The following is a 22504-nucleotide window of genomic DNA, read 5'->3' as shown; positions in this document are numbered from 1 at the left end:
CCTCGCTCACGTTAATGGGGCTTGAAGCGCACCCGTTCCGGCGGCTGCTTGAACGTGCCAAGCGGCGTCCAGACGGGCATGCCGAGGAAGAACGCGAAGTAGATCAGCGCGCAGCCCTGCGCGATCAGCGTCGCGGCCGGCGACGGCGGCCGCGTGCCGAGGAACGCGAGGGTCAGGAACGCCGCGACGAAGATCCCAAGGAACACCTTGTGGAACAGCGGCCGGTAGCGAATCGACTTCACCGGGCTGCGGTCGAGCCACGGCAGGAAGAACAGCGTGATCACCGCCGAACCCATCACGACGACGCCCCAGAACTTCGATTCCGTCAGGAACATGAATACGACGATCGCCGCGGCCAGCACCGGCAGGCCGACCTTCCACTTGCCGCGCGCGCGGATCAGCGCGAGCACGCCGAGCAGCGCGATCACGATCATCAGCACGATCTTGAACGGGTCGGTGGTCGCACGCAGCATCGCGTAGAACGCGGTGAAGTACCAGACCGGCGCGATCTCCGGCGGCGTCTGCAGCGGGTTCGCCGGGACGAAGTTGTTCGACTCGAGGAAGTACCCGCCCATCTCCGGCGCGAAGAACACGATCAGCGCGAACACCATCAGGAACACGCAGACACCGAAGAAATCGTGCACCGAGTAGTACGGATGGAACGGGATGCCGTCGAGCGGAATGCCATTCGCATCCTTCTTCGCCTTGATCTCGATGCCGTCCGGGTTATTTGACCCGACTTCATGCAGCGCGACGAGGTGCGCGATGACGAGGCCGACCAGCACGAGCGGAATCGCGATCACGTGGAACGCGAAGAAGCGGTTCAGCGTGACGTCGGACACGACGTAGTCGCCGCGGATCCACAACGACAGGTCCGGGCCGACGAACGGAATCGCCGAGAACAGGTTCACGATCACCTGCGCGCCCCAGAACGACATCTGGCCCCACGGCAGCAGGTAGCCGAAGAATGCCTCGGCCATCAGGCACAGGAAGATCGCACAACCGAAGATCCACACGAGCTCGCGCGGCTTGCGGTACGACCCGTACATCAGCCCGCGGAACATGTGCAGGTACACGACGATGAAGAACATCGATGCACCGGTCGAGTGCATGTAGCGAATCAGCCAGCCCCACGGCACCTCGCGCATGATGTACTCGACGGACGCGAACGCGAGCGTCGAGTCGGGCTTGTAGTTCATCGTCAGGAAGATGCCCGTGACGATCTGGTTGACGAGCACGAGCAGCGCGAGCGAGCCGAAGAAGTACCAGAAGTTGAAGTTCTTCGGCGCGTAGTACTCGGAAACGTGCTTCTTCCAGGTGGACGTGAGCGGAAAGCGCTGATCGATCCAGCCGGTGAGACCTGTCGTGGAGACTTCTTTGTTGTCGGCAGCCATCACGCTTCTCCTTTCTCGTCCTTGCCGATCACGAGGGTCGTCGCCGACGTGAACATGTAGGGCGGGATGTCGAGATTCTGAGGCGCCGGCTTGTTCTTGAACACGCGGCCGGCGAGGTCGTAGGTCGAACCATGGCACGGGCACAGGAAACCGCCCGGCCAGTCGTCCGGCAGGTTCGGCTGCGGACCCGGCGTGAAGCGTTGGCTAGGCGTGCAGCCGAGGTGCGTACACACGGCCATCACGACGAGAATGTTCTTGCGATCGGCCCGCGAGCGATATTCGTTCGCGCAATACGCGGGCAGCGGCATCGAATACGGGGATTTCGTGGTCGGATCGGCGACTTCCTTGTCGGCCTTGACGACGTCGGCCAGCATGTCGTCGGTGCGGTTCAGGATCCAGACCGGCTTGCCACGCCACGGCACGGTGACCATCTCGCCGGGCTTCAGGCCGCTGATGTCGACCTCGACCGGAGCGCCGGCCGCTTTCGCTTTCGCGGACGGCGCAAGCGACGCCGCGAAAGGTATGACGGTGGCTACGCCTCCCACGCCACCTGCTACGGATGTCGCAATCAGCCAGGTACGGCGGCCGCTGTCGACGCGTTTCTCTTCCTTGTCTCGCATCACACGCCCCACTTCTGAGTTGGATTTTCCGTCACGACTTTTCATTCCGCCGCTAGTTTGCGCGAATGGAGTCGCCATTTACAAGGCCCGGAGGTGAAAATCCCTTCGAAGTAGTTGATAGTTAAGGGTTTCCCCGCACTATCGGAGCGATTAAATCATTTCACTTTTAAGCATTCGCTACATTGTGAAATCTGGATGCGCCGCCGCAAATCCGTCGCTCAGACCGGATTATGAATATCGATAAAAAGGTGTTCGATATCGAATTCTTCGGATAAATGGGCGCCAAGCGCCTGGATTCCGTAGCGTTCGGTCGCATGGTGCCCTGCCGCAACGAACGCGACGCCGCTCTCGGCCGACGCATGCGTGACGGATTCCGACACTTCGCCGGTCAGGAACACGTCGGCGCCGGCGTCGATCGCGGCATCGAAGTAGCTCTGCGCGGCGCCCGTGCACCACGCGATGCGGCGCAACTGCATCTCCTGATCACCGAGCACGAGCGGCGTGCGGCCGAGCGTACGTTCGACCTTCGCGACGAAGTGCTCGAGCGTGACGGGCATCGGCAGCGTGGCCATCCAGCCGAGGTCGCCGTCGCCGAAGCGCTGTTCACCGATCAGGCCGAGCTTCTGGCCAAGCTGCGCGTTGTTGCCGAACTCGGGATGCGCGTCGAGCGGCAGATGGAACGCGAACAGGTTCAGGTCGTTCGCGAGCAGCAGCTTCAGGCGCCGGTACTTGCGGCCCGTGATCTGCGGCGCCTCGTTGCGCCAGAAATAGCCGTGATGGACGAGCACCGCATCCGCCCCCCATTCGAGCGCGGCTTCGAGGAACGCGACCGACGCAGTCACGCCGGTAGCGATCTTCTCGATCTTGCGGCGGCCCTCGACCTGGAGGCCATTCGGGCAATAGTCCTTGAAGCGCGCGGTTTCAAGGGTATTGTTCAAGTACAATTCAAGTTCGATCCGATCCATATAAACCTCTAATCCATTCAGATGCTTAGACGCTTCTGGCTGTTCTTCGCGCAGGCGGTCACCGTACTGCTCGCGCTGATGTTCATCGTCGTGACGCTCAAGCCGCAATGGCTGCAACGGCAAGGACAGCTCGGCAAGCAGCTCGCCACGCCGATCGTCGCGCTGCGGGAAGTCGCGCCGGGCATCGGCGGCGCACCGGCGACCACGTCTTACGCGGAAGCCGCACAAAAGGCGATGCCCGCCGTCGTCAACGTATTCTCCAGCAAGGACGGCTCGCTGCCGCCCGATCCGCGCGCGAAGGATCCGTTGTTCCGCTACTTCTTCGGCGACCGCAACGCCCGCAAGCAGCAGGACGAACCGGCGGCCAACCTCGGCTCCGGCGTTATCGTGAGCCCTGAAGGTTACATTCTAACGAACCAGCACGTCGTGGACGGCGCCGACCAGATCGAAGTCGCGCTCGCCGACGGCCGCACGGCCACCGCGAAGGTGATCGGCAGCGATCCGGAAACCGATCTCGCCGTGCTGAAGATCAACATGACGAACCTGCCGACGATCACGCTCGGCCGTTCCGATCAGTCGCGGGTCGGCGACGTCGTGCTCGCGATCGGCAACCCGTTCGGTGTCGGCCAGACGGTCACGATGGGGATCATCAGTGCGCTCGGCCGCAATCACCTCGGCATCAACACGTTCGAAAACTTCATCCAGACCGACGCACCGATCAACCCCGGCAATTCGGGCGGCGCGCTGGTCGACGTGAACGGCAACCTGCTCGGCATCAACACGGCGATCTACTCCCGCTCGGGCGGCTCGCTCGGCATCGGCTTCGCGATCCCCGTGTCGACCGCGCGCACCGTGCTCGAGAGCATCATCACGACGGGCTCGGTCACGCGCGGCTGGATCGGCGTCGAGCCGCAGGACGTCACACCGGAAATCGCCGAGTCGTTCGGGCTCCAGCAGAAGTCCGGCGCGATCGTCGCGGGCGTGCTGCAGGGCGGTCCGGCCGACAAGGCTGGCATCAAGCCGGGCGACATCCTGGTCAGCGTGAACGGCGATGAAATCACCGATACGACGAAGCTGCTGAACACCGTCGCGCAGATCAAGCCGGGCACGCCAACCAAGGTTCACGTCGTGCGCAAGGGCAAGGAGTTCGACGTGAGCGTGGTGATCGGCAAGCGCCCGCCGCCGCCGAAACAGACGCTCGACGAGCAGGACAGCGACTCCGAGTAACCCTTGGCCGGCAGCGCGGCGGCTTCGCCCGCCGGCCACGCCGAAAACGCAAATGGGCAGCCGATCGGCTGCCCATTTGCTTTATGGCGAAGATTCTTTCCATCGCGGTGAAGCCGGCGTTCGACCTCACCGTTTGTACCTTGCTGCCGCCAGCCCCGCGTCACCGGCGCGAAGAGGTGATACCGCAGGCGGCCGTCATGCCGGCCCACGTGCACGGCGCTTTCGTTACCCGGCGGCGCCGTTGTTCTCCGCCTCCGGTTCTTCCGTCGCCTTCGGCACGAAGAATCGCGCGGCGAGCAGCCCGACCTCGAACAGCACGACGAGCGGCAGCGCGAGCATCAGTTGCGAGAACACGTCTGGCGGCGTGACGACCGCCGCGACGATGAACGCGCCGACGATCACGTAAGGCCGCATCTCCTTCAGCTTCTTCAGCGACAGCACGCCCATCCGGACGAGCAGCACCACGATGATCGGTACCTCGAACGTCACGCCGAACGCGATGAACATCCCGAGCACGAAGCTCAGATAGTTGTCGATGTCGGTCGACATCTCCGCCCCGAGCGGCGCGTTGTAGTGCGCCATCACACGGAAGATCGTCGGGAACACGAGGAAGTACGCGAACGCCATCCCGCAGAGGAACAGGAAATAGCTGCTGCCCACGAGCGGCGCGACGAGCTTCTTCTCATGCTGATACAGCCCCGGCGCGACGAACGCCCAGATCTGGTACAGCACGACCGGCAGCGCGATCACGAGCGCAACGAGCATCGTGACCTTCATCGGCACGAAGAACGAGCCGGTGACGTCGGTCACGATCATCCTGCCGCCCTTCGGCAGGTTTTCCATCAGCGGCCGCGCGAGCAGCCGGAAGATGTCGGGCGCCCAGTACACGAGCCCGAGGAACACGACGATCACGGCCAGCCCCGCGCGAATGATGCGGTCGCGAAGCTCGACGAGATGGGAGATGAAGGTTTCTTCCGGGGCGTCGCCCGGATTCTGCTGGGGGTCGCTCACACCGGCCCTCGGTAGGATTGACGAGCGAGCATACGCTCGGCTCAGAAGAAGCGCGTCGGCCGGCGCAGGCTGGCCGGCTGGTGGCGCGCGACTCGCGCGGCGCCCGACTGCACGTGTGTGCGGCGGGTCGTCGCGCGCTTGTACCAGACAGGCGTCGCCGCCTGTTTCACACGCCAGTTGCGACGCTTCGGCGCGAGCGCGGCCGTGCTGCCGCGCCACGACGGCGCAGCGGGCGCGTCGGAGCCGTACGTGCCGGCATCGACCGAGCCTTCGCCGAGACCGCCGACCGCGGAATTCCACGTGTCGTTCAGTTCCTTCTCGTGCTCGCGCAGGTTGTCGTGAATCGTCGTCTCGACATTGCGCGCGGCCGCCTCGAAATCGGTCTTCATCGTCCGCAGCGCGTCGAGCTCGATTTCGCGCGAGACCTCGGCCTTCACGTCGTTGATGTACCGCTGCGCGCGGCCGAACAATGCGCCGGCCGTGCGCGCGACGCGCGGCAGGCGCTCGGGGCCGAGCACCACGAGCGCGACGACGCCGATCAGCGCCATCTTCGAAAGACCGAGATCCAGCATCGCGAATGCCTGTCAGCGTGCCGGCGGGTTACGCCTTGTTCGAATCGGAACGCGTCGTTTCCTTCGCGTTGACGTCGACCGTACCCGAACGCGGCAGTTGCTGCGCGTCGGCCGGCGTCTCGCCTTCCTTCATGCCGTCCTTGAAACCCTTCACGGCGCTGCCGAGGTCGTTGCCGATGTTGCGCAGCTTCTTCGTACCGAAAACCAGCGCGACGATCAGCAGCACGATCAGCCAGTGCCAAATGCTCAATCCACCCATGATGAAACCTCTCCTCAACCACGCCGCGTCGCGGCGCAAATCGCCGGCGGCACGCCGGCTTCGACTATCGATGCGGGGAAACGCCCCGCCACGTCAACCCATCCGCAGCCACGGGCGCGGGCCGGCCAGGATATGCGCGTGCAGGTGGTAGACCTCCTGCCCGCCGCCGGGGCCCGTGTTGACCACCGTGCGAAAACCGGTTTCGCCACCCGTGTACGCGACGCCGAGCTGGTCGGCCAGGCGCGCGACCAGCAACATCAGCCGGCCGAGCATCGGCGCATCGTCGTCGGTCGCGGCCGACAGCGTCGGCAGATGCCGGCGCGGAATCACGAGCACGTGCGTCTCGGCCGCCGGGCGGATGTCGCGGAACGCGACGAATTCATCGTCCTCGTGCACCTTCGTGCTCGGGATCTCGCCCGCCGCGATCTTGCAGAACAGGCAATTCGGATCGTGACTCATGTTGCTCCTGCGAAACGCCCGCGCACGCCGGTCAGAACCAGGCCTGCGGATCGAGCGTCTTGTTGTCGTTCAGGTACAGCCAACCCTTGATGATACGGTATAGCGTCCAGATCCATGTGACAAACATGACGACGAACCCCACCACCACGAACATCAGCGCGAAGCCGATCACGTAGGCGATCAGCGCACGCCAGAACGTGCGGATCTGCCACTCGAAATGGTCGGCGTACGGCGTGCCGGCCACGTCGTCGCGCTTCACGTAGTTGATGATGATCGCGATGATCCCGGTGACGCCGCCCGTGAGCCAATGAATCGCATAAAGGCCGTACAACACGTGCGTCAACGTGCGCAGACCTTTCAGTCGCTCGGCGTCCGCTGCGCCCGGCACCGACGGTGTCGGAAACTGGCTCGGCGTATCGGTCATGATGCTACCCCCGTTAGATGACAATTCTTACAGCTTACCGCACTGGCGTCGGCGCGGCAGGCCGCGCATCGTCACCCGCCGTTTTGCTCGCGCTCGCGGCGCTTGCGCAGCGCCTTTTCCTCGATGCCCGACAGCCCTTCGCGGCGCTCGAGTTCGGCGATCACGTCGGCCGGGCTCAGGTCGAAATGCGACAGCATCACGAGGCAGTGGAACCACAGATCGGCCACCTCGCCGACCAGCGCCGTCGGCGCGCCGCCCTGGCGCACGTCCTTCGCGGCCAGCACGACTTCGGTCGCCTCTTCGCCGATCTTCTTCAGCACCGCGTCGTCGCCCTTGTGGAACAGGCGCGATACGTACGATTGTTCGGGGTCGCCGCCCTTGCGGCTATCGATCACGGCCGCGAGGCGCAGCAGCGTGTCTTCGGTCGATTGCGTCATTTGTAGATATGTTCGGGGTCTTTCAGCACCGGATCGACCGCGACCCAATCGCCGCTGTCCACCGTACCTTCGAATTTCTGGAAGAAGCACGAATGCCGGCCGGTGTGGCATGCGATGCCCGACACCTGCTCGACCTTCAGCAGCACGACGTCCTCGTCGCAGTCGAGCCGCACCTCGTGCACGTGCTGCACGTGGCCCGACTCCTCGCCCTTGAACCAGAGACGCTTGCGCGAGCGCGAATAGTAGACCGCGCGCTGCGTCTCGACCGTCTTCGCCAGCGCCTCGCGATTCATCCACGCGAACATCAGCACGTCGTTCGTCGACGCTTCCTGCGCGATCACCGGCACGAGGCCGTTGTCGTCCCAGCGGACCTTGTCGAGCCACGCGGGCAGGGATTTCGTTTCCGTATTCATCACAGCCTCACCGGGATGCCCTGGTCGGCCATGAAGCGCTTCGCCTCGCCGACCGTGTGCTCGCCGTAGTGGAAGATGCTGGCGGCCAGCACCGCGTCGGCGCGGCCCTCCTTGATGCCGTCCGCGAGGTCCTGCAGCGAGCCCACGCCGCCCGATGCGATCACCGGCACCGGCACCGCGTCCGACACGCCGCGCGTGAGCGCGAGGTCGAAGCCGGACTTCGTGCCGTCGCGGTCCATGCTCGTGAGCAGGATCTCGCCCGCGCCAAGCTCGGCCATCTTGCGCGCCCATTCGATCGCGTCGAGACCCGTGCCCTTGCGGCCGCCGTGCGTGAAGACTTCCCAGCGCGGCGCCTCGCCGTCCGCCGACACGCGCTTCGCGTCGATCGCGACGACGATGCACTGCGAGCCGTACTTGTCGGCCGCGTCGCGCACGAGTTGCGGGTTCGCGACCGCCGACGAATTCATGCTGACCTTGTCCGCGCCGGCGTTCAGCAGGCGCCGCACGTCCTCGACGGCGCGCACGCCGCCGCCGACGGTCAGCGGAATGAAGACCTGCGACGCGACGGCTTCGATGATCGGCAGGATCAGGTCACGCTGGTCGGAGGTCGCGGTGATGTCGAGGAATGTCAGTTCGTCGGCGCCCTGGTCGTCGTAACGGCGGGCGATCTCGACGGGGTCGCCGGCATCGCGCAGTTCGACGAAGTTGACGCCCTTGACGACACGCCCGGCAGTCACGTCCAGGCAGGGGATGATGCGTTTAGCTAGAGCCATGATGTTGCGCCAAATGCCGCGATGGGACGGCCGGTTACGGACGCCTCGCGCGAGGCATCCGGTCGGGGCCGCCTGCTGGCGGCCCCGGCGAACGGAACGAACGCGCTCAGGCGTCGTCGAGTTCGCCGTTCAGTTCGTCCGCGCGTTTTTGCGCGGCCGCGAAATCGAGGTCGCCGGAGTAGATCGCACGGCCGCAGATCACGCCTTCGACGCCGTGTTCCTCCACTTCGCAGAGGTGCTCGATGTCGGTGAGGTTCGACAGGCCGCCGCTTGCGATCACCGGAATGCCGACCGCCTGTGCGAGCTTCACGGTCGCTTCGATGTTGATGCCCTGCAGCATCCCGTCGCGGCCGATGTCCGTGTAGACGATCGATTCGACGCCGTAGTCCTCGAACTTGCGTGCGAGATCGATCACCTCATGGCCCGTCAGCTTGCTCCAGCCGTCGGTTGCGACCTTGCCGTCCTTCGCGTCCAGCCCGACGATGATGTTGCCCGCGAACGCGGTGCACGCGTCCTGCAGGAAGCCCGGATCCTTCACGGCCGCAGTGCCGATGATCACGTACGACAGGCCGGCATCGAGATACTTCTCGATCGTCTCGAGGCTGCGGATGCCGCCGCCGAGTTGCACGGGAATTTCGTCGCCGACTTCGTCGAGGATCGCTTCGATCGCGTCGAGATTCTTCGGCTTGCCGGCGAACGCGCCGTTCAGGTCGACCAGATGCAGCCGCCGGGCGCCGAGATCGACCCACTTGCGGGCCATCGCCGCCGGGTCCTCGGAGAAAATCGTGGCCTGGTCCATATCGCCCTGTTTAAGGCGCACACACTGACCGTCTTTGAGATCGATGGCCGGAATCAGCAACATAGCAATCGGGTGTCGTCGTGGAAAATGAAAAGAATCCGGCGCGTACCGGCCAAACCGGTACCGCGCCGTCTCGCTAGTTTAGTACAACTCTTTCGGCGCATAGGCGCGCGAGCCCGGCGCGACGGGCCTTTCCGGCCCGCCGACTGTGGCACGCGCGCGACGTTCACGGTTTCCAGTGTACGAAGTTGCGATACAGACGCAACCCGACCTCCGCGCTTTTCTCGGGGTGGAATTGGGTCGCGAAGAGGTTGTCCCGCGCGACCGCGGACGTAAACGGCGCGCCGTATGCCGTCTCGCCGACCGTGTGCGCCGGGTTGTCCGGGCGCACGTAATAGCTGTGCACGAAGTAGAAATACGCGTCGTCGGGCACGCCGTCCCACAGCGGGTGCGGCTGCGACTGGCGCACGCGGTTCCAGCCCATCTGCGGCACCTTGAAGCGCGAGCCGTCGTCCTGCAGTTGGCCGTCGAGCTCGAAACGCACGACCTTGCCGGGCAGGAGGCCCAGACCCTTCGTGTCGCCTTCCGCGCTCCAGTCGAACAGCATCTGCTCGCCGACGCACACGCCGAGCAGCGGCTTCGTGCGCGACGCCTCGATCACCGCTTCCTGCAGCCCCGATTCGCCGAGGCAGCGCATGCAGTCGGGCATCGCGCCCTGGCCGGGCAGCACGACGCGGTCGGCCGCGCGAATCGCGGCCGGCGTATCGACGATCGCCACATCGGCGGCCGGTTCGGCCTTCTTGAGCGCCTGCGCGACCGAGCGCAGGTTGCCCATCCCATAATCCACAATCGCAATCGAAGTTTTCATCTCAGTGCAGGCAGTAGCGCCCTCAGTCCATTGACGATGAATTCCACCGCCAGCGCCGACAGCATCAAACCCATCAGCCGCGTGGCGATGTTGATGCCGGTGCGGCCGATCCAGTTCGCGATCGGCTCGGCAAGCCGCATCGCGAAGAAACACAGCAGAGCCAGGACCGCGCCGATCGCGACGAGCCCGGCTCGCTCATACCAGTGACGCGAGTTCGCCGCATAGATGATCACCGTGCTGATCGAGCCGGGGCCCGTGAGCAACGGAATCGCCAGCGGCACGACCGCGATGTTGTCCTTCAGCTCGGCCTCGTCGCGCTCTTCCGGGGTCGATCGCGTGTTGCCGATCTGCGCGTTCAGCATGTTGATCGCCATCAGCAACATGATGATCCCGCCGCCCACTTCAAGGGAGCCGACCGAAATACCGAAGAAGTCGATGATCTGCTGCCCGAGCAGCGCCGTCACCGTCATCACGCAGAATACCGACACCGACGCGATCCGGATCGTGCGGCGCCGCTCGATGTCCGACTGCTGCGCCGTGAGGCTCAGGAAAAACGGCACCGCGCCGATCGGGTTGATCAGCGCCAGCAGCGAAATGAACGATTTGAGCAGATCCATCGCAAGCCGGCGCGCCGCGCCGAAGCCGTGAGGTGTCGTTGGCGTCCTGTACGTTCGGCAGTCAGAGGCTGCCCTTGGTCGACGGGATCTGCCCCGCCGCGCGCTCGTCGAGCTCCACCGCCGCACGCAGCGCCCGGCCGAAGGCCTTGAACACCGTTTCGAGCTGGTGGTGCGCGTTGATCCCGCGCAGGTTGTCGATGTGCAGCGTCACGCCCGCGTGGTTCACGAATCCGCGGAAGAATTCGATGGACAGGTCGACGTCGAACGTGCCGATCCGCGCACGCGTGAACGGCACGTGGAATTCGAGACCCGGCCGGCCCGAGAAGTCGATCACGACGCGCGACAGCGCCTCGTCGAGCGGCACGTACGAATGGCCGTAGCGGCGAATGCCCTTCTTGTCGCCGATCGCCTTCGCGACGGCCTGACCGAGCGTGATGCCGACGTCCTCGACCGTATGGTGGTCGTCGATATGCGTATCGCCATGCGCTTCGACCTCGAGATCGATCAGACCATGTCGCGCGATCTGATCGAGCATATGGTCGAGAAACGGCACGCCGGTGGCCAGCTTCTGCCGGCCCGTCCCGTCGAGATCGAGCTTCACACGGATCTGCGTTTCGCTGGTATTGCGAACGACTTCCGCCACACGCATGGCAATTCCTTGAATGAGTCTGATGTAAATGGGGATTGATCGTCGCGCGCCGCCGCGCCCTTGGCTCAATCGGGCAGCGCGAGTTTCAAGGCAGCCAGCAGGCGCGCGTTTTCGTCGGGAGAACCGACGGTCAGCCGCACGCATTCGGCCAGCAACGGATGCATTTTACTCACGTTTTTGACCAGCACCCGCTCCGTGAGCAGCGCATCGAACACGGCCGCCGCGTCCGGCACGCGCACCAGCAGGAAATTGCCGGCGCTCGGGAACACCGTCGTGCCCGGCAGCGCGGCCACGGCCTGCGCGAGACGCGTACGTTCCGCGCGCAGTTCGGCCGCCTGCGCGTCGAGCACGTCGAGGTGGTCGAGCAGGAAATCGGCGGTCGCCTGGGTCAGCACGTTGATGTTGTACGGCGGGCGCACCTTGTCGAACTCGGTCAGCCACGCCGGCAGCCCGGCGAGATAGCCCAGGCGGATTCCCGCGAGGCCGAGCTTCGACACAGTGCGCATCACGACGACGTTGTCGAACTCCGCGGCACGCGGCAGCCACGAGCGCTCCGCGAACGGCTGGTACGCCTCGTCGATCACGATCAGGCTGTGCTGCGCGGCCGCGATGATCCGCTCGACGTCGGCTTCGTCGTACAGCGTGCCGGTCGGGTTGTTCGGATACGCGAGATAGACGAGCGCGGGCCGGTGCTCGGCAATCGCCGCGATCATCGCGTCGGCGTCGAGCGTCAGGTCGGCCTTCAGCGGCACGCCGACGAATTCAAGCTGCGCGAACTTCGCCGACAGTTCGTACATCACGAAGCCCGGCACCGCTGCGAGCACCTTCGCACCCGGCTTCGCACATGCCACCGACATCATGCTGATGATTTCGTCCGAGCCGTTGCCAAGCAGCACGTCGCAAGCGGCCGGCACGCCCATCGCACGGCGCAGCTTGTCGAGCAGCGCGCCCGGGCGCGGCGCCGGGTAGCGGTTCAGCGCGACCTGCGCGAGGCGTTCGCCGAGCGCCGCCGCGAGCGGCGCCGGCAGCGAATACGGGTTCTCCATCGCGTCGAGCTTCACGAAGCCGCTCGCGTCGGGCACCGGGTAGCTCGTCATCGCGAGCACGTCGCGGCGGATGATGTCTTGTGGCGTCGTCATGGTGTCAAGCCGGCGTGCGTCGCACCGGCGTCAAATGGTCGGCAAGGCGGCGGCTGCCGCCCTGCACTGCGTCTCCTCGTCGACCGGAACCGCTGCGCCAGCATCGGCTCCGGCGCGCGTCATCCCTTCATCCGGAGCTCGGCGCTGCGCGCGTGCGCCTGCAGCCCCTCGCCGTATGCGAGCTCGGAGGCGATCTCGCCCAGCGTCTGCGCGCCTTCGGCGCTGACCTCGATCAGGCTCGAACGCTTGATGAAGTCATACACGCCGAGCGGCGACGAGAAGCGCGCGGTGCGCGACGTCGGCAGCACGTGGTTCGGGCCCGCGCAGTAGTCGCCCAGGCTTTCGCTCGTGTAGCGGCCGAGGAAGATGGCGCCGGCGTGGCGGATCTGCTGGCCCCATTGCTGCGGCTCCAGCGCTGAAATCTCGAGGTGCTCCGGCGCGATGTCGTTCGCGATCCGGCACGCTTCGGCCATGTCGCGCACCTTGATCAGCGCGCCGCGACCTTCCAGCGACGCGCGGATCACGTCCTGGCGAGGCATCGTCGGCAGCAGTTCGTCGATCGCCTTCTCGACGCGCTCGAGAAACGCGGCGTCCGGGCACAGCAGGATCGACTGCGCGAGCTCGTCGTGCTCGGCCTGCGAGAACAGGTCCATCGCAACCCAGCTCGGATCGGTCGTGCCGTCGCACAGCACGAGGATTTCCGACGGGCCGGCGATCATGTCGATGCCGACCGTGCCGAACACGCGGCGCTTCGCCGACGCGACGTACGCGTTGCCGGGCCCGCAGATCTTGTCGACCGCCGGCACCGTGGCCGTGCCGTACGCGAGCGCACCGACCGCCTGCGCGCCGCCGATCGTAAACACGCGATCGACGCCGCCGAGCAGCGCCGCGGCGAGCACGAGGTCGTTCTTCACGCCGTCCGGGGTCGGTACGACCATCACGATCTCGCCGACGCCCGCGACGCGCGCGGGAATCGCGTTCATCAGCACGGACGACGGATAGGCGGCCTTGCCGCCCGGCACGTACAGGCCGACGCGGTCGAGCGGCGTGATCTTCTGGCCGAGCACCGTGCCGTCGCTTTCCGTGTACTGCCAGCTATGGGTGCCGCACTCGATCTTCTGTTTCTCGTGGTACGCACGCACACGCGCTGCGGCAGCTTCGAGCGCCGCGCGCGCCTTCGGCGCGAGGCCGTCGAGCGCCGCCTGCAGCGCGTCCTGCGGCAGTTCGAGCGCGGCGACGCTGCTCGCGTCCAGCCGGTCGAAGCGGTTCGTGTACTCGAGCACCGCGGCGTCGCCGCGCGACTTCACGTCGGCGAGAATCTTCGCGACCGACTGCTCGATCGCTTCGTCCTCACTCGCCTCGAACGCGAGCAGCGCACGCAGCGCGGCGTCGAAGCCGTCGCTCGTCGAATCGAGTTTGCGGATGGTGATGGCCATGAGAGTTCCGTTACGGTGATGCGCTCAATTGCCATTCTGCGACGCGCGTTCGAACGCGTCGAGAATCGGCTTGAGCGCCGCGCGCTTCAACTTCAGCGCAGCCTGGTTCACGACGAGGCGCGACGAGATCGCCATGATCTCCTCGACCTCGACCAGATTGTTCGCCTTCAGCGTGCCGCCCGAGCTCACGAGGTCGACGATCGCGTCGGCCAGCCCGACCAGCGGCGCCAGCTCCATCGAGCCGTACAGCTTGATCAGGTCGACGTGCACGCCCTTCGCGGCGAAGTGTTCGCGTGCCGTTTCGACGTACTTGGTCGCGACCCGCAGGCGCGCGCCCTGGCGCACCGCGTTCGCGTAGTCGAAACCGGCCGGCACGGCCACCGACATCCGGCAGCGTGCAATGTTCAGATCGATCGGCTGATACAGGCCCGAGCCCCCGTGTTCGACCAGCACGTCCTTGCCGGCCACGCCGAAATCGGCCGCGCCGTATTCGACGTAGGTCGGCACGTCGCTCGCGCGCACGATGATCACGCGCAGGTTCGGATCGGTCGTCGGCAGGATCAGCTTGCGCGACGTTTCCGGATCCTCGGCCACCTGCACGCCGGCGGCCGCCAGCAGCGGCAGGGTTTCCTCGAAAATGCGGCCCTTCGACAGGGCGAGGGTCAGCGGCGCGGTCATGCTTGGCTCCCGGAGAGGCGGCGCACGTTCGCGCCGACGGCGGTCAGTTTGGTTTCCATGCGGTCGTAGCCGCGGTCCAGGTGATAGATGCGGTCGACGAGCGTTTCGCCTTCGGCACGCAGCCCGGCGATCACGAGGCTCGCCGACGCGCGCAGGTCGGTCGCCATCACGTTCGCGCCGGACAGCTTGTCGACGCCGGTCACGAGCGCCGTGTTGCCGTCGATCGTGATGTTCGCACCGAGCCGGTTCAGTTCCTGCACGTGCATGAAGCGGTTCTCGAAAATGGTCTCGACGACCTGCGCGGTGCCCGTCGCGACCGAATTGAGGGCCATGAACTGTGCCTGCATGTCGGTCGGGAACGCCGGGTATTCCGACGTGCGGATCGTCACCGCCGACGGGCGGCGGTCCATCTTCACGTGCAGCCAGCTGTCGCCTTCCTCGATCGACACGCCGGCCTCGCGCAGCTTGTCGATCACCGCGTCGAGGATGTGCGGCCGCACGCCCGTCAGCATCACGTCGCCGCCCGCCGCCGCGACCGCGCACAGGAACGTGCCGGCCTCGATGCGGTCGGGAATCACCGAATGGCGTGCGCCATGCAGCCGCTCGACGCCCCGGATCACGAGGCGGTCGGTGCCGATGCCGTCGATTTTCGCGCCCATCGCGACCAGCAAGTGTGCGAGATCGCTCACTTCAGGCTCGCGCGCCGCGTTCTCGATCACCGTCTCGCCATCGGCCAGCGTCGCGGCCATCAGCAGGTTTTCCGTCCCCGTCACCGTGATCATGTCGGTCACGATGCGCGCGCCCTTCAGGCGCTTCGCGCGCGCCTCGATGAAGCCGTGCTCGATGCTGATCTCGGCGCCCATCGCCTGCAGCCCCTTGATGTGCTGGTCGACCGGCCGCGCGCCGATCGCGCAGCCGCCCGGCAGCGACACCTTCGCCTCGCCGAAGCGAGCGAGCAGCGGCCCGAGCACGAGGATCGACGCGCGCATCGTCTTGACGAGCTCGTACGGCGCGACGAGGTTGTCGACGCGCGACGCGTCGAGCTGCACACGGCAGCCGTCCGTTTCGCTCTTCACGCCCATCTGGTTCAGCACCTTCAGCGTGGTACGCACGTCCTTCAGGTTCGGCACGTTGTCGAGCTCGACCGGCTCGGCGCTGAGCAGCCCCGCGCACAGGATCGGCAGCGCGGCGTTCTTCGCGCCCGACACGACGATCTCGCCCGACAGCCGGCGACCGCCTTCGATCACCAGCTTGTCCATCCCATGTCCCTGCGATTCCCCGTTGGCGGCCGGGTGTGCCGTGGCGACGCTCTGGACGGCGTCGCGCTCGTTGACGGTGACTTGCACTCAGTGGTTCCGGTTATGCGTTCTGCCATTCGGCGGGCGTCAGCGTCTTCATGCTGAGCGCGTGAATTTCCTGCTTCATGCGATCGCCGAGCGCCGCATAAACGAGCTGGTGCCGCTGGATCGGCCGCTTGCCTTCGAAGGCCGCCGACACGATCGTCGCGAAGAAATGCTGGCCGTCGCCTTCGACTTCCAGATGAGTGCAGGCGAGACCGCCGGCGATGTATTGCTTGACCTGTTCGGGAGTCGGCAACATGAGGGGCTCCTGTCGGCGCGCGCCGCCCGTGGCGGCGGCCGCCGTCGATATCAATGACGCAGTTTGTAGCCGGTTGCGAGCAGCCGCATCGCGAACACCGCGAGCAGCACGAAGAAACCGGTGACGATCGCGAGGCTCGCGAGCGGGTTGATGTCGGACGCGCCGAAGAACCCGTAACGGAAGCCGTCGATCATGTAGAAAAACGGGTTGAGACGCGAGATCTCGCGCCACACGGGCGGCAGCGAGTGCGTCGAATAGAACACGCCGGACAGAAACGTCAGCGGCATGATCAGGAAGTTCTGGAACGCGGCAAGCTGGTCGAACTTCTCGGCCCAGATCCCGGCGATCAGCCCGAGCGTGCCGAGGATCGCCGAGCCGAGCAGCGCGAACGCGATGATGAACACCGGCGCGGCAAAATGCATCGGGATAAACCAGATCGTCACGACGAACACGCCGGCGCCGACCACGAGCCCGCGCACGACGGACGCGAGCACGTACGCGCCGAAGATGTCCTTGTAGGACAACGGCGGCAGCAGCACGAACACCAGGTTGCCGGTGATCTTCGACTGGATCAGCGACGACGAGCTGTTCGCGAATGCGTTCTGCAGCACGCTCATCATCACGAGGCCCGGCACGAGAAAGCTCACGTACTCGACGCCCGGATACACCTCGACGCGGCCCGAGAGCGCATGGCCGAAGATCGTCAGGTACAGCAGCGCCGTCACGATCGGCGCGCACACGGTCTGGAACGACACCTTCCAGAAACGCAGGAGTTCCTTGTAGAACAAGGTACGAAAACCGCTCATGCCAATCCCTCGATCACCTCGGCCCCGTTCATCACCTGGACGAACACATCCTCGAGGTCGGCCTTGCGGACCTCGATCTCGTCGAACGTGCAGCCCGCCGCGCGACACTGCGCGAGGATGCGTTCGACATCGTCGTAGCTCGCGAGGCGCAGCAGATGCTCGCCCGGCGCGCGCGCGGCCGGATCGGTCTCCAGCCCGCGCAGCTCGGCCGGCAGCGCGCCGGTCGCAAGCCGCAAGTACAGCTGCAGCCCGGCGAAGCGGCGCAGCAGCGCGTCGGTGCGGTCGAGCGCGACAACTTCACCGCGGCGGAGCATCGCGATCCGATCGCACAGCGACTCGGCTTCCTCAAGGTAATGGGTGGTCAGGACGATCGTGTGGCCCTCGCGGTTCAGCCGCGAGATGAACTGCCACAGCGTCTGGCGAAGTTCGACGTCGACACCGGCGGTCGGCTCGTCGAGCACGATCACGGGCGGCCGGTGCACGAGCGCCTGCGCGACCAGCACGCGGCGCTTCATCCCGCCCGACAGCGCGCGCATGTTCGCGTCGGCCTTCTCGGTGAGGTCGAGATTGGCCATCACTTCGTCGATCCAGTCGTCGTTGCGGCGCAGCCCGAAATAGCCGGACTGGATCCGCAGCGTCTCACGGACGGTGAAGAACGGGTCGAACACGAGCTCCTGTGGCACGACGCCGAGCGCGCGGCGCGCATTACGGAAGTCCTTGACGACGTCGTGGCCGCGCACCGAGATACTGCCTTCATCGGCCCGGGCGAGCCCGGCGAGGATACTGATGAGCGTGGTCTTGCCTGCGCCGTTCGGGCCGAGCAGACCGAAAAACTCGCCTTCCTCGACCGACAGGCTGACGCCCTTGAGCGCCTGAAGCGATTTGTAGCGCTTCTTGACGTGACGGATTTCTATGGCTGACATGACTGTGCGCGGCGCAAGGACCGCGACGCCTATTCTGTGCTTGCTGCGAAAGAAAATGGGGGCCGGACGCCGATTGGCAGCCCCGCAAAACGCTTGATTATAGGGCAAACCGGCTGGTGGGGCCGGCGCAGGAGGCGCGCGGCCTGAAGCGTGCGCGCGCCGGCTGGCGCGGCAAGCTTCGGTCGGACAGGGTCAATGTCGCCCGGTGCCGTCGATGAGCGCGTCGACGCCGTAGGCGCGCGCGAGGCTGGCGAGCTTCTGCGGGAGATTGAGGATGTCGAGGGTCGCGCCGCGCGCTTTGGCGGCACGTTGCCATGCGAGCAGCACGGCGAGCGCGGACGAATCGAACTGCGTCAGCGCCGCGCAATCGACGGCGGTCGCGCCGGCGCCGATGCGCGCGAGACCGTCCGCGAGCGCGGATTTCGCGCTCGCGACGGTCAGCGAAGAACCTGCTTCGAAGCCGCTCACGACGCCTGCTTGCCGGCGGCGAGTTGCTGGTTGCGCTGCGTGAGGAACTGGATCAGGCCGTCCACGCCGCTTTGCTGGATCTTCTCGTTGAACTGCTGCTGGTACGTCTGGATCAGCCATGCGCCGAGCACGTTCAGGTCATACACCTTCCAGCCGTTCGCCGTTTTGTACAAGCGATAGTCGATCTGGACCGGTTGGCCGTTGTTCATCGCGACCGTTTTCACGACCACGTCGGTGTCGGCCGGATCCGCGCGGAACGGCGGGTACTGGATCTGCTGGTCCGGCTTCAGCTGCGCGAGCGCGCCCGAATACGTGCGGATCAGCAGCAGCTTGAACTGCTCCTGAACCTGTTGCTGCTGCTCGGCCGATGCCGCGCGCCAGTTGCGCCCCATCGCGAGCTGCGTGGTGCGGCGGAAATCGGTGTACGGCAGGATGTCCTTGTTGACGATCGTAATGATGCGGTTGGTGTCGCCCTGCTTGATCGTCTGCTGCTTGACCTCATCGAGGACCTGCTGCGTCGCCGTCTTGATCAGCGCCTGCGGGTTCGACTGGTCGACTTGCGCGTGAGCTGCGCTGCCGAACGAGAACAGCGCCGCGAAAACGGGGATCAGGAACAGTTTTTTCATCATAGTGACCTGCATGAAGAGTCGATGCGAAGGTTGGAGCCGGTAGCTTACGCGCAAGTTCGCGTGCGCTACCGACTGAATCGTTTCCGGCTGTAACGAATGTAAGTCAGTCAGTGCAGCTTGATGCTCGGGAAACGAATCCCGCCCGGTGCGGGCGGCGTCATCTGCATTGCCGGCACGTTCGTCGCGCTGGCCGGGTTCGGTGCTTCTGCACTGCCCGACGCCGGTGCGGCAACGGCCGCGCCCGATGCGCCGGCCGGTGCCGTCGCGCCACCGACTGCCGCCGCGCCCGCCGTTCCGGCCGCGCCGGCTGCCGCCGGTGCCGCGCCGTCGTCCGGCAGGTCGTATTTCGGCAGCGCATCGTTGCTCGACGCCGTCGAGGCCTCGCCGCGCGCGTTGTCGATCAGCATCTGGCGGCGCTGCAGGTAAGCGTTGCGCACGAACGAATACTTGTCGAGCGCCGCGGCATCCAGCACGTCGCCCGCGCCGAGCAGGTTCGCACGCGTGTTGACGAGGTTCACGCCGAACAGGCCCCAGCTCAGGCCGTCCGGCTTCACGTAGGTGAGCGGATTGCCCACGTAGTCGACGCCGAGGCCGGCCGTGTCGCGCAACGTGCTCGGGCCCAGCAGCGGCAGCACGAGATACGGGCCCGACGGCATGCCGTAGCGGCCCATCGTGATCCCGAAGTCGGCCGTGTGCTTCGGCAGTTTCGCGATCGTCGCGACGTCGAACAGGCCGCCGACGCCGAACACCGTGTTGATTACCACGCGCATGATGTCGCCGACGCCGTCCGCGATTCGCAACTGCACGATGTTGTTCGCGGCGATGTAGACGTCGCCGATGTTCGAGAAGAAGTTCGTCACGCTGTCGCGCACTGGCTGCGGCACCACGTACTGGTAGCCCTTCGCGACCGGTTTCAGCGCGTACGTGTCGACCGTGTCGTTGAACTTGTACATCGTCCGGTTGAAACCTTCGAGCGGATCGCCCTTGGTCGGCGTCTGCACGGTCGCGCAACCGCTCAACGCGGCGACTGCCGCCACCGCGAGCGCGGCGTGCCTGATGCGGATCGTCTGCATGGTCATTACCCTCTTGTCTTTCTCTCGTGTGGTTATTGGGCCGCCGAACCGGACACCGCGGACGCCGGCACCGCCACTGGCGCCGGTGCGGCCGGCGCCGCGGATGCGCCGGCTGCAGGCTTCGCGCCGCCCGCGTCGGCCGCCTTGCTGTACAGGAACTGGCCGATCAGATTCTCGAGCACGATCGCCGACTGCGTCATCGTGATCGTATCGCCCGACTTCAGCATTTCGGTGTCGCCGCCCGGATCGAGGCCGATGTACTGCTCGCCGAGCAGGCCGGACGTCAGGATCTTCGCAGACGAATCCTTCGGAAACTGGTACTGGCCGTCGACGTCGATCGTGACGACCGCCTGATAGGTGTTCGTATCGAAGCCGATCGCCTTCACGCGGCCGACCACGACGCCCGCGCTCTTCACGGCGGCGCGCGGCTTCAGCCCGCCGATGTTGTCGAACTTCATCCTCACCGAGTAGGTCGGCTGAAACGACAGCGAGCTCATGTTGCCGACCTTGAGCGCCAGGAACAGCACCGCAAGGAAGCCCACCACCACGAACAGGCCGACCCAGAAGTCTAGAGCAGTCTTTTTCATCGTCATCCCAAAATTTGGCTTGGCTGAGGCTTAGCTGAACATCAGCGCGGTCAGCAGGAAATCGAGGCCGAGTACGGCGAGCGACGCGAACACGACCGTCTTGGTCGTCGCGCGCGACACGCCCTCGGGCGTGGGCTTCGCTTCATACCCCTGAAACAGTGCAATGAAGGTCACGGCGAACCCGAACACGATGCTCTTGATCACGCCGTTGCCGACGTCGGCCCACACCTCGACCCCGCCCTGCATCTGCGACCAGAACGCGCCCGGATCGACGCCGATCAGCACGACCCCGACGAAATATCCGCCGAGCACGCCGACCGCGTTGAAGATCGCGGCAAGCAGCGGCATCGCGATGATGCCGGCCCACAGGCGCGGCGCGATCACCGTCTTGATCGGGTCGACGGCCATCATCTCGAGTGCGGTGAGCTGCTCGCCGGCCTTCATCAGGCCGATCTCGGCCGTGAGCGACGTGCCGGCGCGGCCCGCGAACAGCAGCGCGGTCACGACCGGGCCGAGCTCGCGCACCAGCGACAGCGCGACCAGCAGGCCGAGCGCCTGCTCGGACCCGTAGCGATTCAGCGTGTAATAGCCCTGCAGGCCTAGCACGAAGCCGACGAACAGGCCCGACACGGCAATGATCACGAACGAATAGTTGCCGAGGAAGTGGATCTGCTTCGTGACGAGCCGCGGCCGGCGCAGCAGCGGGAAGAATTCCAGCACGAGGCGCACGAACAGCCGCGTGCCGTAGCCCGCGCGTTCGAGGCCGCCGATGACGTAACGTCCGATCGCGCTGATCATGCGCGCCCTCCGCCGAGCCCGAAATCCGCAGCCAGCGGCGGGCTCGTGTAATGAAATTTGAACGGGCCGTCCGGCGCGCCGTCGATGAACTGGCGCACGCTCGGGTCGGTCGACGCGCGCAGCTCGTCGGGCGTACCCTGCGCGAGCACGCCGCCATTGGCCAGAAAGTACACGTAGTCGGCGATCGCGAACGATTCGGGCACGTCGTGCGTGACGAGGATCGACGTCGCGCCGAGCGCCTCGTTCAGCGTGCGGATCAGGTTCGCCGTGATGCCGAGCGAGATCGGATCGAGGCCCGCGAACGGTTCGTCGTACATGATGAGTTGCGGGTCGAGCGCGATCGCGCGCGCGAGCGCGATGCGGCGCGCCATCCCGCCGGACACCTCGGACGGCATCAGGTCGCGCGCGCCGCGCAGGCCGACCGCGTTGAGCTTCATCAGCACCAGGTCGCGGATCAGGTCTTCGGGCAGGTCCGTGTGCTCGCGCAGCGCGAACGCGACGTTCTCGAACACCGACATGTCGGTGAACAGCGCGCCGAACTGGAACAGCATGCCCATCTTGCGGCGCAGCGCGTACAGGCCGTCGCGCGTCTGCGCGCCGACGTCGGCGCCGTCGAACATCACCTGGCCGCGACGCGCGCGCACCAAGCCGCCGATCAGACGCAGCACGGTCGTCTTGCCGCAACCCGACCCGCCCATGACAGCGACGACCTGGCCGCGCCCGAAGCGCATGTTCAGGTTCGACAGGACGAGGCGGTCGCCGTAGCCAAAGTCGACGTCGCGAAGTTCCAGCAGTGTCTCGGTAGGAGTGGGGCTCACGGAGCTGACAGTCCTTATACGCAGAACGCCAAATTATAGGGCCTGCATTGGAATGATGTCGTG

The 22504-nt window shown here is 65.7% G+C and carries 29 protein-coding genes; 1 reads left to right on the top strand and 28 read right to left on the bottom strand.

The window, feature by feature from the left end:
* Nucleotides 1-11 precede the first annotated feature (11 nt).
* The 3 genes from WI26_RS01815 to WI26_RS01805 all read right to left on the bottom strand — a co-directional run bounded on the left by WI26_RS01815 (nucleotide 12) and on the right by WI26_RS01805 (nucleotide 2979).
* On the bottom strand, nucleotides 12-1394 hold the full coding sequence (locus tag WI26_RS01815) for a cytochrome b (protein ID WP_059467871.1): 1383 nt from the start codon (nucleotides 1392-1394) through the stop codon (nucleotides 12-14).
* Nucleotides 1394-2014, bottom strand: a complete 621-nt coding sequence (gene petA, locus WI26_RS01810) for a ubiquinol-cytochrome c reductase iron-sulfur subunit (protein ID WP_009691892.1) — start codon at nucleotides 2012-2014, stop codon at nucleotides 1394-1396. Before petA ends, WI26_RS01815 begins: the two co-directional genes overlap by 1 nt.
* Before the next feature lie 218 nt (nucleotides 2015-2232).
* The gene (locus WI26_RS01805) at nucleotides 2233-2979 is read right to left on the bottom strand and encodes a Nif3-like dinuclear metal center hexameric protein (RefSeq protein WP_060189211.1); all 747 of its coding nucleotides are present in this window, start codon (nucleotides 2977-2979) and stop codon (nucleotides 2233-2235) included.
* A 21-nt stretch (nucleotides 2980-3000) separates the two neighbouring features.
* Between WI26_RS01805 and WI26_RS01800 the strand changes: the two genes are divergently transcribed.
* Nucleotides 3001-4206 carry a Do family serine endopeptidase gene (locus WI26_RS01800; protein ID WP_059467869.1) on the top strand — a complete coding sequence of 402 codons (1206 nt, stop codon included), beginning with the start codon at nucleotides 3001-3003 and terminating at the stop codon, nucleotides 4204-4206.
* Between the two features lie 225 nt (nucleotides 4207-4431).
* On the opposite strand, the gene tatC is transcribed toward WI26_RS01800, so the two are convergent.
* The 25 genes from tatC to WI26_RS01675 all read right to left on the bottom strand — a co-directional run bounded on the left by tatC (nucleotide 4432) and on the right by WI26_RS01675 (nucleotide 22441).
* The gene (gene tatC / locus WI26_RS01795) at nucleotides 4432-5217 is read right to left on the bottom strand and encodes a twin-arginine translocase subunit TatC (RefSeq protein WP_059467868.1); all 786 of its coding nucleotides are present in this window, start codon (nucleotides 5215-5217) and stop codon (nucleotides 4432-4434) included.
* A 41-nt stretch (nucleotides 5218-5258) separates the two neighbouring features.
* Nucleotides 5259-5789 carry a Sec-independent protein translocase protein TatB gene (tatB, locus tag WI26_RS01790; protein WP_059467867.1) on the bottom strand — a complete coding sequence of 177 codons (531 nt, stop codon included), beginning with the start codon at nucleotides 5787-5789 and terminating at the stop codon, nucleotides 5259-5261.
* A 28-nt stretch (nucleotides 5790-5817) separates the two neighbouring features.
* Nucleotides 5818-6048: a Sec-independent protein translocase subunit TatA gene (gene tatA / locus WI26_RS01785; RefSeq protein WP_034209780.1), complete on the bottom strand. Its 231-nt coding sequence runs from the start codon at nucleotides 6046-6048 to the stop codon at nucleotides 5818-5820.
* A 93-nt stretch (nucleotides 6049-6141) separates the two neighbouring features.
* Nucleotides 6142-6507: a histidine triad nucleotide-binding protein gene (locus WI26_RS01780; protein ID WP_059467866.1), complete on the bottom strand. Its 366-nt coding sequence runs from the start codon at nucleotides 6505-6507 to the stop codon at nucleotides 6142-6144.
* A gap of 31 nt (nucleotides 6508-6538) precedes the next feature.
* Complete coding sequence (locus WI26_RS01775; protein WP_059449807.1) at nucleotides 6539-6931, bottom strand: DUF4870 family protein; 393 nt, start codon at nucleotides 6929-6931, stop codon at nucleotides 6539-6541.
* Between the two features lie 71 nt (nucleotides 6932-7002).
* Nucleotides 7003-7368: a phosphoribosyl-ATP diphosphatase gene (locus tag WI26_RS01770; protein WP_059449808.1), complete on the bottom strand. Its 366-nt coding sequence runs from the start codon at nucleotides 7366-7368 to the stop codon at nucleotides 7003-7005.
* Nucleotides 7365-7781 carry a phosphoribosyl-AMP cyclohydrolase gene (hisI, locus tag WI26_RS01765; RefSeq protein WP_059593709.1) on the bottom strand — a complete coding sequence of 139 codons (417 nt, stop codon included), beginning with the start codon at nucleotides 7779-7781 and terminating at the stop codon, nucleotides 7365-7367. The genes WI26_RS01770 and hisI overlap by 4 nt, the downstream gene beginning before the upstream one ends.
* The gene (hisF, locus tag WI26_RS01760; protein ID WP_059536943.1) at nucleotides 7781-8554 is read right to left on the bottom strand and encodes an imidazole glycerol phosphate synthase subunit HisF; all 774 of its coding nucleotides are present in this window, start codon (nucleotides 8552-8554) and stop codon (nucleotides 7781-7783) included. The genes hisI and hisF overlap by 1 nt, the downstream gene beginning before the upstream one ends.
* Nucleotides 8555-8660: 106 nt before the next feature.
* Nucleotides 8661-9416, bottom strand: a complete 756-nt coding sequence (gene hisA, locus WI26_RS01755; protein WP_059467864.1) for a 1-(5-phosphoribosyl)-5-[(5-phosphoribosylamino)methylideneamino]imidazole-4-carboxamide isomerase — start codon at nucleotides 9414-9416, stop codon at nucleotides 8661-8663.
* Nucleotides 9417-9579: 163 nt separating this feature from the next.
* Nucleotides 9580-10221: an imidazole glycerol phosphate synthase subunit HisH gene (gene hisH, locus WI26_RS01750; RefSeq protein ID WP_059449811.1), complete on the bottom strand. Its 642-nt coding sequence runs from the start codon at nucleotides 10219-10221 to the stop codon at nucleotides 9580-9582.
* The gene (locus WI26_RS01745) at nucleotides 10218-10838 is read right to left on the bottom strand and encodes a MarC family protein (RefSeq protein ID WP_059449812.1); all 621 of its coding nucleotides are present in this window, start codon (nucleotides 10836-10838) and stop codon (nucleotides 10218-10220) included. Before WI26_RS01745 ends, hisH begins: the two co-directional genes overlap by 4 nt.
* Nucleotides 10839-10899: 61 nt before the next feature.
* Complete coding sequence (hisB, locus tag WI26_RS01740) at nucleotides 10900-11487, bottom strand: imidazoleglycerol-phosphate dehydratase HisB (RefSeq protein ID WP_006751804.1); 588 nt, start codon at nucleotides 11485-11487, stop codon at nucleotides 10900-10902.
* 65 nt (nucleotides 11488-11552) lie between these two features.
* Nucleotides 11553-12626, bottom strand: coding sequence for a histidinol-phosphate transaminase (hisC, locus tag WI26_RS01735; RefSeq protein ID WP_059467863.1), 1074 nt, complete (start codon nucleotides 12624-12626; stop codon nucleotides 11553-11555).
* Between the two features lie 119 nt (nucleotides 12627-12745).
* A complete protein-coding gene (gene hisD, locus WI26_RS01730; protein WP_059449814.1) occupies nucleotides 12746-14062 on the bottom strand; it encodes a histidinol dehydrogenase in 1317 nt (438 codons plus the stop codon).
* A gap of 24 nt (nucleotides 14063-14086) precedes the next feature.
* Nucleotides 14087-14740: an ATP phosphoribosyltransferase gene (hisG, locus tag WI26_RS01725; RefSeq protein ID WP_006751807.1), complete on the bottom strand. Its 654-nt coding sequence runs from the start codon at nucleotides 14738-14740 to the stop codon at nucleotides 14087-14089.
* On the bottom strand, nucleotides 14737-16086 hold the full coding sequence (gene murA, locus WI26_RS01720) for a UDP-N-acetylglucosamine 1-carboxyvinyltransferase (RefSeq protein WP_069225055.1): 1350 nt from the start codon (nucleotides 16084-16086) through the stop codon (nucleotides 14737-14739). Before murA ends, hisG begins: the two co-directional genes overlap by 4 nt.
* Nucleotides 16087-16099: 13 nt before the next feature.
* Nucleotides 16100-16339, bottom strand: a complete 240-nt coding sequence (locus WI26_RS01715; protein WP_006477131.1) for a BolA family protein — start codon at nucleotides 16337-16339, stop codon at nucleotides 16100-16102.
* A 50-nt stretch (nucleotides 16340-16389) separates the two neighbouring features.
* Nucleotides 16390-17145, bottom strand: a complete 756-nt coding sequence (locus WI26_RS01710) for an ABC transporter permease (RefSeq protein ID WP_059467860.1) — start codon at nucleotides 17143-17145, stop codon at nucleotides 16390-16392.
* Nucleotides 17142-18068 (bottom strand): ABC transporter ATP-binding protein, encoded by a 927-nt coding sequence (locus WI26_RS01705; RefSeq protein WP_059467859.1) that lies wholly within the window; start codon nucleotides 18066-18068, stop codon nucleotides 17142-17144. Before WI26_RS01705 ends, WI26_RS01710 begins: the two co-directional genes overlap by 4 nt.
* Nucleotides 18069-18260: 192 nt before the next feature.
* On the bottom strand, nucleotides 18261-18536 hold the full coding sequence (locus WI26_RS01700) for an STAS domain-containing protein (protein ID WP_059467858.1): 276 nt from the start codon (nucleotides 18534-18536) through the stop codon (nucleotides 18261-18263).
* Nucleotides 18533-19162 (bottom strand): MlaC/ttg2D family ABC transporter substrate-binding protein, encoded by a 630-nt coding sequence (locus tag WI26_RS01695; protein ID WP_069226330.1) that lies wholly within the window; start codon nucleotides 19160-19162, stop codon nucleotides 18533-18535. The genes WI26_RS01700 and WI26_RS01695 overlap by 4 nt, the downstream gene beginning before the upstream one ends.
* Before the next feature lie 110 nt (nucleotides 19163-19272).
* Nucleotides 19273-20238 (bottom strand): VacJ family lipoprotein, encoded by a 966-nt coding sequence (locus tag WI26_RS01690; RefSeq protein WP_059467877.1) that lies wholly within the window; start codon nucleotides 20236-20238, stop codon nucleotides 19273-19275.
* A gap of 32 nt (nucleotides 20239-20270) precedes the next feature.
* Nucleotides 20271-20831 carry an outer membrane lipid asymmetry maintenance protein MlaD gene (mlaD, locus tag WI26_RS01685; RefSeq protein WP_069225054.1) on the bottom strand — a complete coding sequence of 187 codons (561 nt, stop codon included), beginning with the start codon at nucleotides 20829-20831 and terminating at the stop codon, nucleotides 20271-20273.
* Between the two features lie 24 nt (nucleotides 20832-20855).
* Nucleotides 20856-21623: a lipid asymmetry maintenance ABC transporter permease subunit MlaE gene (gene mlaE, locus WI26_RS01680; RefSeq protein ID WP_059449820.1), complete on the bottom strand. Its 768-nt coding sequence runs from the start codon at nucleotides 21621-21623 to the stop codon at nucleotides 20856-20858.
* Nucleotides 21620-22441, bottom strand: coding sequence for an ABC transporter ATP-binding protein (locus WI26_RS01675; RefSeq protein WP_059467856.1), 822 nt, complete (start codon nucleotides 22439-22441; stop codon nucleotides 21620-21622). Before WI26_RS01675 ends, mlaE begins: the two co-directional genes overlap by 4 nt.
* Nucleotides 22442-22504: the final 63 nt, after the last annotated feature.

It is taken from the genome of Burkholderia diffusa (assembly GCF_001718315.1).
Taxonomy (GTDB): domain Bacteria; phylum Pseudomonadota; class Gammaproteobacteria; order Burkholderiales; family Burkholderiaceae; genus Burkholderia; species Burkholderia diffusa_B.
This window is presented reverse-complemented; position numbering and strand designations above follow the sequence as displayed.

Excerpts from the sequence above, each read along its gene's own strand:
- WI26_RS01815 (WP_059467871.1), bottom strand. The coding sequence starts at position 1,394 with ATGGCTGCCGACAACAAAGAAGTCTCCACGACAGGTCTCACCGGCTGG.
- petA (WP_009691892.1), bottom strand. The coding sequence starts at position 2,014 with ATGCGAGACAAGGAAGAGAAACGCGTCGACAGCGGCCGCCGTACCTGG.
- WI26_RS01805 (WP_060189211.1), bottom strand. The coding sequence starts at position 2,979 with ATGGATCGGATCGAACTTGAATTGTACTTGAACAATACCCTTGAAACC.
- WI26_RS01800 (WP_059467869.1), top strand. The coding sequence starts at position 3,001 with ATGCTTAGACGCTTCTGGCTGTTCTTCGCGCAGGCGGTCACCGTACTG.
- tatB (WP_059467867.1), bottom strand. The coding sequence starts at position 5,789 with ATGCTGGATCTCGGTCTTTCGAAGATGGCGCTGATCGGCGTCGTCGCG.
- tatA (WP_034209780.1), bottom strand. The coding sequence starts at position 6,048 with ATGGGTGGATTGAGCATTTGGCACTGGCTGATCGTGCTGCTGATCGTC.
- WI26_RS01780 (WP_059467866.1), bottom strand. The coding sequence starts at position 6,507 with ATGAGTCACGATCCGAATTGCCTGTTCTGCAAGATCGCGGCGGGCGAG.
- WI26_RS01775 (WP_059449807.1), bottom strand. The coding sequence starts at position 6,931 with ATGACCGATACGCCGAGCCAGTTTCCGACACCGTCGGTGCCGGGCGCA.
- WI26_RS01770 (WP_059449808.1), bottom strand. The coding sequence starts at position 7,368 with ATGACGCAATCGACCGAAGACACGCTGCTGCGCCTCGCGGCCGTGATC.
- hisI (WP_059593709.1), bottom strand. The coding sequence starts at position 7,781 with ATGAATACGGAAACGAAATCCCTGCCCGCGTGGCTCGACAAGGTCCGC.
- hisF (WP_059536943.1), bottom strand. The coding sequence starts at position 8,554 with ATGGCTCTAGCTAAACGCATCATCCCCTGCCTGGACGTGACTGCCGGG.
- hisA (WP_059467864.1), bottom strand. The coding sequence starts at position 9,416 with ATGTTGCTGATTCCGGCCATCGATCTCAAAGACGGTCAGTGTGTGCGC.
- hisH (WP_059449811.1), bottom strand. The coding sequence starts at position 10,221 with ATGAAAACTTCGATTGCGATTGTGGATTATGGGATGGGCAACCTGCGC.
- WI26_RS01745 (WP_059449812.1), bottom strand. The coding sequence starts at position 10,838 with ATGGATCTGCTCAAATCGTTCATTTCGCTGCTGGCGCTGATCAACCCG.
- hisB (WP_006751804.1), bottom strand. The coding sequence starts at position 11,487 with ATGCGTGTGGCGGAAGTCGTTCGCAATACCAGCGAAACGCAGATCCGT.
- hisC (WP_059467863.1), bottom strand. The coding sequence starts at position 12,626 with ATGACGACGCCACAAGACATCATCCGCCGCGACGTGCTCGCGATGACG.
- hisD (WP_059449814.1), bottom strand. The coding sequence starts at position 14,062 with ATGGCCATCACCATCCGCAAACTCGATTCGACGAGCGACGGCTTCGAC.
- hisG (WP_006751807.1), bottom strand. The coding sequence starts at position 14,740 with ATGACCGCGCCGCTGACCCTCGCCCTGTCGAAGGGCCGCATTTTCGAG.
- WI26_RS01715 (WP_006477131.1), bottom strand. The coding sequence starts at position 16,339 with ATGTTGCCGACTCCCGAACAGGTCAAGCAATACATCGCCGGCGGTCTC.
- WI26_RS01710 (WP_059467860.1), bottom strand. The coding sequence starts at position 17,145 with ATGAGCGGTTTTCGTACCTTGTTCTACAAGGAACTCCTGCGTTTCTGG.
- WI26_RS01705 (WP_059467859.1), bottom strand. The coding sequence starts at position 18,068 with ATGTCAGCCATAGAAATCCGTCACGTCAAGAAGCGCTACAAATCGCTT.
- WI26_RS01695 (WP_069226330.1), bottom strand. The coding sequence starts at position 19,162 with ATGAAAAAACTGTTCCTGATCCCCGTTTTCGCGGCGCTGTTCTCGTTC.
- WI26_RS01690 (WP_059467877.1), bottom strand. The coding sequence starts at position 20,238 with ATGCAGACGATCCGCATCAGGCACGCCGCGCTCGCGGTGGCGGCAGTC.
- mlaD (WP_069225054.1), bottom strand. The coding sequence starts at position 20,831 with ATGACGATGAAAAAGACTGCTCTAGACTTCTGGGTCGGCCTGTTCGTG.
- mlaE (WP_059449820.1), bottom strand. The coding sequence starts at position 21,623 with ATGATCAGCGCGATCGGACGTTACGTCATCGGCGGCCTCGAACGCGCG.